At 64.3% G+C, this 5,292-nt stretch carries 6 protein-coding genes; 1 reads left to right on the top strand and 5 read right to left on the bottom strand.

The annotated features are described in order from the left end of the window. The 5 genes from ehuD to FJ980_RS29140 all read right to left on the bottom strand — a co-directional run. Nucleotides 1-509: ectoine/hydroxyectoine ABC transporter permease subunit EhuD (gene ehuD / locus FJ980_RS29160; RefSeq protein WP_140547095.1), on the bottom strand; the 509-nt coding region annotated here is incomplete at its 3' end. Continuing rightward, nucleotides 509-1,168: an ectoine/hydroxyectoine ABC transporter permease subunit EhuC gene (ehuC, locus tag FJ980_RS29155; RefSeq protein WP_140547094.1), complete on the bottom strand. Its 660-nt coding sequence runs from the start codon at nt 1,166-1,168 to the stop codon at nt 509-511. The genes ehuD and ehuC, both read right to left, overlap by 1 nt. A 210-nt stretch (nt 1,169-1,378) precedes the next feature. After that, a complete protein-coding gene (gene ehuB, locus FJ980_RS29150; RefSeq protein ID WP_140547093.1) occupies nt 1,379-2,230 on the bottom strand; it encodes an ectoine/hydroxyectoine ABC transporter substrate-binding protein EhuB in 852 nt (283 codons plus the stop codon). Between the two features lie 114 nt (nt 2,231-2,344). Then, a complete protein-coding gene (gene ehuA, locus FJ980_RS29145) occupies nt 2,345-3,130 on the bottom strand; it encodes an ectoine/hydroxyectoine ABC transporter ATP-binding protein EhuA (protein WP_140547092.1) in 786 nt (261 codons plus the stop codon). Nucleotides 3,131-3,266: 136 nt separating this feature from the next. Beyond that, nucleotides 3,267-4,652: a PLP-dependent aminotransferase family protein gene (locus FJ980_RS29140; RefSeq protein WP_140547091.1), complete on the bottom strand. Its 1,386-nt coding sequence runs from the start codon at nt 4,650-4,652 to the stop codon at nt 3,267-3,269. A gap of 82 nt (nt 4,653-4,734) precedes the next feature. On the opposite strand from FJ980_RS29140, the gene FJ980_RS29135 reads away from it, so the two are divergent. Further along, on the top strand, nt 4,735-5,217 hold the full coding sequence (locus tag FJ980_RS29135) for an Lrp/AsnC family transcriptional regulator (RefSeq protein ID WP_140547090.1): 483 nt from the start codon (nt 4,735-4,737) through the stop codon (nt 5,215-5,217). The last annotated feature ends 75 nt before the right edge of the window (nt 5,218-5,292 follow it).

Below are 5,292 nucleotides of genomic sequence, written 5' to 3'. Positions count from 1 at the left end.
TCCAGCACGGTGATCGCCGACAGCAGCGGCGTCTCCTTGAACATGGCGATGAAATAGTTGGCCAGGGCCGGGATCATCGGCGGAATCGCCTGCGGCAGGATGATATGCGTCCAGGTGTGGCGCCCACCCAGATTGCAAGCCTTGGCAGCTTCCCACTGGCCGCGCGGCACATTGTCGATGCCGGCGCGGTAAACCTCGGCCGTGTAGGTGCCGTAATGCAGGCCGAGCCCGATGACGCCCGCTACCAGCGGCGGCAGCAGGATGCCGATGTCGGGCAGCACGTAGAAGATGAAATAGAGCTGCACCAGGAGCGGCGTGCCGCGGATGAACTCGGCGAACCAGCCGACGCTGCGCGCGACGATGCGGTTCTCCGAGCGCCGCGCCAGCGCGATCCCAAGCCCCACGATCGCCGCCAGAACCGAGCCGAGCACCGTCGCCAGGATCGTGATCTTCACCCCCTGGATCAGGGTCGGCATGATCTCCCAGACGAAGTTCCAATCCCAATCCATCAGACCCGCACTCCGTCTAGGCCGCGCGCCATGCGGCGCTCCAGCGTGCGAATGCCCCACGAGATGATCAGCGCCAGCGCGAAATAGATGACGAGAACGGAGAGGAAGGGCATCAACGTGCTGCCGGTCTGCGAGCGCACCACCTGCGCCTGGAAGGTCAGGTCGGCAAGCGAGATCAGCGACACGACCGAGGTTGCCTTGAGCAGCTCGATCGCGTTGTTGCCGAAGGTAGGCAGCATGACCAGCAGCGCCTGCGGCAGGATCACATAGCGCATGCCTTGCCAGCGGCCGAGATTGAGCGCCGTGCAGGCCTCGTATTGCTCGCGGCCGACCGACAGTATGGCGCCGCGCACGACTTCCGCCGCGTAGGCGCCGACATTCAAGCCCAGCGCCAGCACGCCGGCCTGCAGCGGCGTCAGCGACAGGCCGGCAAAAGGCAGCACGAAATAGGCCCAGAACAGTTGCACGAAAATCGAGGTGCCGCGGAAGAATTCGATGTAGGTCGTCGCCAATGCGCGGATGATGAAGAAGCGCGACACGCGTCCCATTCCGGCCAGGAAGGCCATCATCAGCGCAAGCACCGACCCCATCAGCGTCAGCTCGATGGTGACAAGCGCTCCCTGCAATATCAGGCCGAGATAGCCGGACCACTGGGTCATAAAACTAGAAGTTTCCCAACATTTGATGTGCTTGGCGCCTACCATCGACAGGGAGATGCCGGTTTACCCTCCGTAGCTGCAGCGCAGCTGCTGCGTAGGATGGACAGGCAGATGAGGGGCAGCGCCAACCTTGAAATGCTGGCGCCGCCCCTCATCCGTCACTTCGTGACGCCTTCTCCCCGTTAACGGGGAGAAGGCAAAGGCCGCGTCCTACTTCGCCGCGCAGAGCTTCTCGCGCGTCGTCGACATCGCCGCCTTGGCCGAGAAGCCGTAGGGTTCGATGATCTTGGCGAACTCGCCGGACTTTTTCATTTTGGCGAGCTCGACGTCATAGGCGTCGCGCAGTGCCTCGTCGCCTTTCTTGAAGGCCGCGCCATCGCAATAGACCGGCGCGCCCTGCACCGGCGCGATCACTTCGAGGTTCGGGTCGTTGGCCTTCTTCATCAGGTCGTTGATCGAGAGCACAGGCAGCGAATAAGCGTCGATACGGCCGTCCTGCACCATCTTCAGGCCGCTCTGGCCATCCGGCACGACAACGACGCGATCGCGCGGCACGCCGGCATTGAGCGCCAGCTTCTCCTCGGTGCCGCCGCCCGGCGCGCCGACTGTGGCGGAGCTGTCCTTGGCGATGTCCTCGTAGCTCTTGAAGCCCTTCGGATTGCCCTTCTTCACCAGCATCGCTTCGGCATCGCAAAGCACCGGCTCGGAATAGGCGACCGCCGCGCAGCGCTCCGGCTTCATGAACAGGCCGGCGGTGACGACGTCGAAGCGGCCGGCCTGCAGGCCGGGGATCATCGCGCCGTATTCGGAGATGGAAGCGACGATGTCGTTGACGCCGAGACGCTTGAAGATCTCGCGCGCCACGTCGGGAGCCGCGCCCGACACCTTGCCGTCGGCGGCGACCGCCGTATAAGGCGGCTCGTTGGCGATGGCGACGCGGGCGAAGCCCTGCTGCTTGAGCTGCTCCAGCTTGGCGTCATCCGCCGACCGCGCGCCGGGGGCGAGCAGCATCGCGGTGATCGCGAGGCCGGCGACGCCAGCCAGAATGCCAAGTTTCTTCATTGTTCCCAACTCCTTGTTTGTCTTCTTGGTTTGCCTTGGTTCGGGACGGCCTTTGGCCGCCCTTGGACGGCTTGCGCCGCCCCGAGACGACTACGTCGCTCGTTTGCATTGCGGTCAGACGCGATGTCCGGCCGCGATGATCTTCTTCAGGAAGCTCTGCGTTCTTTCCTGTTTGGGATGGCGGAAAATCTCATCGGGCTTGCCTTCCTCGACGATCCTGCCGCGGTCGAAGAACAGCACGCGGTCGGCGAAATCGTGGGCAAAACCCATCTCATGGGTGACCAGAAGCATCGTCATGTCGGTCTCGGCGGCGAGCTTGCGCATGACGTTGAGCACTTCCTCGACGAGCTCCGGATCGAGCGCCGAGGTGACCTCGTCGAACAGCATGATCTTGGGCGACAGCGCCAATGCCCTGGCGATCGCCACGCGCTGCTTCTGGCCGCCGGAGAGCTGCGCCGGCATCGCCTTCGCCTTGTCCGCTAGTCCGACCATGTCGAGCAGTTCCATCGCCCGCTTCTCGGCGGCGGCGCGCGCGATGCCCTTGGTCAGCATCGGCGCCAGGGTCACATTGTCCATGACGCATTTGTGCGGGAAGAGATTGAAGAGCTGGAAGACCATGCCGATCTTCTGGCGCATCCTGGCCAGGTGCCGCTCGTCGGCCGGCAGCAACTGGCCGTTGCGCTCCATGTGGTAGAGCTGCTCGCCGTCGACCTGGATATGGCCGCCGTCGATCTTCTCCAGCGTCATCAGGATGCGCAGGATCGTCGTCTTGCCTGAGCCGGACGGGCCGATCAGCGCCAGCTTCTCGCCGGGCATGACCTGCATCGATAGGCCGTCCAGCACCTTGAAGGCGCCGAAGCTCTTCGAAATCGCATCAACCTTGATGATGGGCGCGGGCAATCCATGTCCCCGTTCTGGAGAAGCCTATGCCCTTAACGATGCGAAACGCGCCAAATCATGTCAATTGAGAAAATAATATCATGACAATATTTTTCGGCGCCGCACAATTTCAGGGCAATCTGGCTCCACTTGTGCATCAGATGGCGAGCAGGAGATGCTCCGGATCGCCGAGCAACAGCTTGGCGACAACGCTCAGGCCGGCGCGCAGTTCCCCCTCGGTGGTCGATCCGAGCGAGATGCGCACGGCCGGATGCCACGGCGTGTCGGCGATGCGGAACGAGGTGCCCGGCGCGATCGCCACTCCGCGCAGGCGCGCCTGCGCGACAAAGCTCTCCTCGGCCCGGTCGCCCGGCAGCTCGAGCCACAGATGCAGCCCGTCGCGGTGACAGCGATAGTCGACGCCGGCCAGCACTTCCGCAGCAATCTCCTGCCGGCGCCTCAGCGCGCCGCGCTGCCAGTCGACCAGTTCCATCGCGGTGCCGTCGGTTACCCAGCGGGTGGCGATTTCCGCCACCATCGGCGTCGCCATCCAGTTCGAGACGAGATGGCGGTTGGCGACGGCCGCGACATAGCGGTCCGGTACCGCGAGATAGCCGATGCGCAGGCCTGGCACGACGATTTTGGTGAAGGAGGTGACGTAGAGCGTCCGCTCCGGCGCAAAGGCGGCAACCGCGGGCGGCCTGCCTTCGACCAGTGGCCCGAGCACGTCGTTCTCGATGATGGCGATATCGTGCTTGCGGGCAACCGCCGCGATCTGTTCGCGCCTCGTGGCGTCCATGAGCGTCGCCGTCGGGTTGATCACAGACGGCTGGACGAACACAGCGCGGATGTCCGAGAGGCGGCAGGCCTCGTCGAGCGCTTCGGGGACCAGCCCGTTGCCGTCGATCGGCAGGCCTTCAAGGTTGAAGCCGAGATAGCGGGCGAGCGGGATCAGCGTGTGGTGGCCGATCGCTTCGGTAGCGACTGTCGAGCCGGGCGGCGCCACGCTCATCAGCGCCACCGTCATGCCGGCAGTGGCGCCGTTGGTCAGGCTGATGTTCTGCGGCGACGCTTCAAGGCCGCAAAGTCTCAGCCATTCGACCGCGACCGCGCGGTGGCGCGGGAAAACCATGTTGGGCCGGAACGACAGCGCCGAGCTCGACGGCAGGTTCTCGGAGAGCCAGCCCAGCGCCTGTTTCAGTTTCTCCAGATGCATCGGCTCGCAGACCGGCTTCAGGATGGAGAGGTCTATGACCTCGCCCAGCCGCTCCGGGATGTAGGGCGGCTCGGGCTCGCGGCGCTGCGTCTGCACGAAGCTGCCGCGGCCGACCTCGCCGGAAATCAGTCCCCGGCGGATCAACTCCTCATAGGCGCGGCTGACGGTCTGCACCGAAAGCTTCAGATCGTCCGCCAGCCGGCGATGCGTCGGCAGCCGCGTGCCGTTGGCCAGCCGCCCGTCATGGATGGCGCGCGCGAACTGGTCGGCCAGCGAGAGATAGGCCGGTCGGCGGATGAGAGCAGGATCTGGCTGCCATAATGTCATGACTTATTAGAGATCGAAATCAGTGCAATTGACAATCGAAATAATGCATCGTCATGGTGTCCGCAACAAAAGGCGGACCCGCATGGCGGCAGCGAAACTCGACCCGATCGACCTCAGGATTCTCGACGCCATCCAGCGCGACGGACGCATCACCAAGCTGGCGCTGGCCGAGAAGGTCGGCCTGTCGCCGACGCCGTGCTGGATGCGGCTGCGCAAGCTGGAGAAGGCCGGCATCGTCTCCGGCTATCACGCCGCGATCGCCATGCGTGCCATCGCGCCGGTGGCGACCGTGCTGATGGAGGTGACCCTGGCCAATCATCGCCAGGCTGATTTCGACCGCTTCGAGCGGGTGGTGCGCGATATCCCGGAGATCGTCGCCTGCTGGTCGGTGGGCGGCGGTGTCGACTACGTGCTGAAAGTGATGGCGCGCGACATCGACGCCTATCAGCGGCTGGTCGACGGCTTGCTCGAGCGCGAGATCGGCATCGACCGCTACTTCACCTACATCGTCACCAAGACGGTCAAGGACGAGACCGTGCTGCCGGTGGCCGATCTGCTGCCGTAATAAGGATGAGTCGGTCCCACGATCAGCGTGGAGATTAGCCGAAACGTCCGCTACTTCGTCATCCACGGGCGGAGC

Source organism: Mesorhizobium sp. B1-1-5 (genome assembly GCF_006443065.1).
Classification (GTDB): domain Bacteria; phylum Pseudomonadota; class Alphaproteobacteria; order Rhizobiales; family Rhizobiaceae; genus Mesorhizobium.
This window is presented reverse-complemented; position numbering and strand designations above follow the sequence as displayed.